Raw genomic sequence first — 1,282 nt, 5'->3', positions numbered from 1 at the left:
ACATATTTTTTACCTATGTAATCATAATACCCCTCTGCCGTAGGGAAAAACTCCAACGTTGGTCGCGATGGAGCAGCTTCACTTACCGATTGCGCTGCGAAGGCGCCAAAACGATTGGCTTCTGCCGGTGGATCTTTTACTGGATCCGGAGTAAAAATAGGAGGATCAGTGTCGCCCGGATCAACCGGAATACTTTGGTCTTCGTTATACCTGTACTGAAATCTTCCCAAATAATCAGTATGAGTTGTACCGCTGGTCTCTTTTACAATTTTCTTCAGTTTTTGACCCGCTGCGTTGTAAATGTACTCAATTGATCGAGGGCTTGCAAAGGTAATTTTTGTGTACCGCTATTTCAGGACTAGACAGTTTTGGTTTGGTTGCGAAAATTTGGTAACTTAGACTGGAGTAAACCTAATCTTCTTTTTATGTCAAAATCAAAAGAAACTCCGGCACAGATTATCAAAAGATTAGAAAAAGAACTGGCAGATGAAAAACTGAAAAACATGGTTCTTAATACTATGATTGATATTTCTGACAGTCAATATGGAACTCAAATCAGAAAAAAGTTTTCTCCCAAACCATCAGAAGCATCCAGCAGGAAAAAGGAATAAGCATGTCCTATGCCTGTAGATTATTTGGGATAAGCCGACAATCAATTTATCAGCATGAATCACGCTTGTTAATACGTAAAGAACAATCGCTCAAAGTTAGGGAACTGGTTGAAAAACAAAGAAGAATAATGCCTAGATTAAGCATAAGAAAACTTTATTTTTTATTGGAGGATTGTTTTGCTGAAAATGGGATCAAAATCGGAAGAGATGCATTTTTCAAGTATCTAAAAGGAGAACAGTTGCTTATAAAGCCTGCAAAAAGTTATATTAAAACGACTTTTTCTAAACACTGGCTTCATAAATATCCTAATCTTCTCAAAGATATTGATAGATATAGGCCTGAACAGGTTTTTGTTAGCGATATAACTTACGTGAAATCTTATGAAAGAACTCATTATCTCTCATTGGTTACAGACGTTTTTAGCAGGAAGATTGTCGGATATCATTTAAGTGACGATATGAGTGCGGAGAATGTTGTTAAAGCCTTGAAGATGGCGGTTAAGAATAGAAAAAATAAACTTGCACTAATACATCATTCAGACAGAGGGCTTCAGTATTGTTCCCAAGTTTATCAAAATGAATTAAAAAAGAATAATATTGAGCCATCAATGACCGATGGATATGACTGTTATCAGAATGCTTTAGCAGAAAGAATCAATGGGATTTTAAAG

General features: G+C 36.3%; 3 protein-coding genes. 2 read left to right on the top strand and 1 reads right to left on the bottom strand.

The window, feature by feature from the left end:
• Positions 1–230 (bottom strand): hypothetical protein (locus tag JO950_RS21795; RefSeq protein WP_202704526.1); only part of this gene is annotated, 230 nt, incomplete at its 3' end.
• A gap of 195 nt (positions 231–425) precedes the next feature.
• Between JO950_RS21795 and JO950_RS22510 the strand changes: the two genes are divergently transcribed.
• Positions 426–611, top strand: a complete 186-nt coding sequence (locus tag JO950_RS22510; protein ID WP_202704525.1) for a hypothetical protein — start codon at positions 426–428, stop codon at positions 609–611.
• Between the two features lie 2 nt (positions 612–613).
• Positions 614–1,282: IS3 family transposase (locus tag JO950_RS22505; RefSeq protein WP_202704524.1), on the top strand; the 669-nt coding region annotated here is incomplete at its 3' end.

Source organism: Flavobacterium sp. UGB4466, from assembly GCF_903469665.1.
In the GTDB taxonomy this organism is placed as follows: domain Bacteria; phylum Bacteroidota; class Bacteroidia; order Flavobacteriales; family Flavobacteriaceae; genus Flavobacterium; species Flavobacterium lipolyticum.
This window is presented reverse-complemented; position numbering and strand designations above follow the sequence as displayed.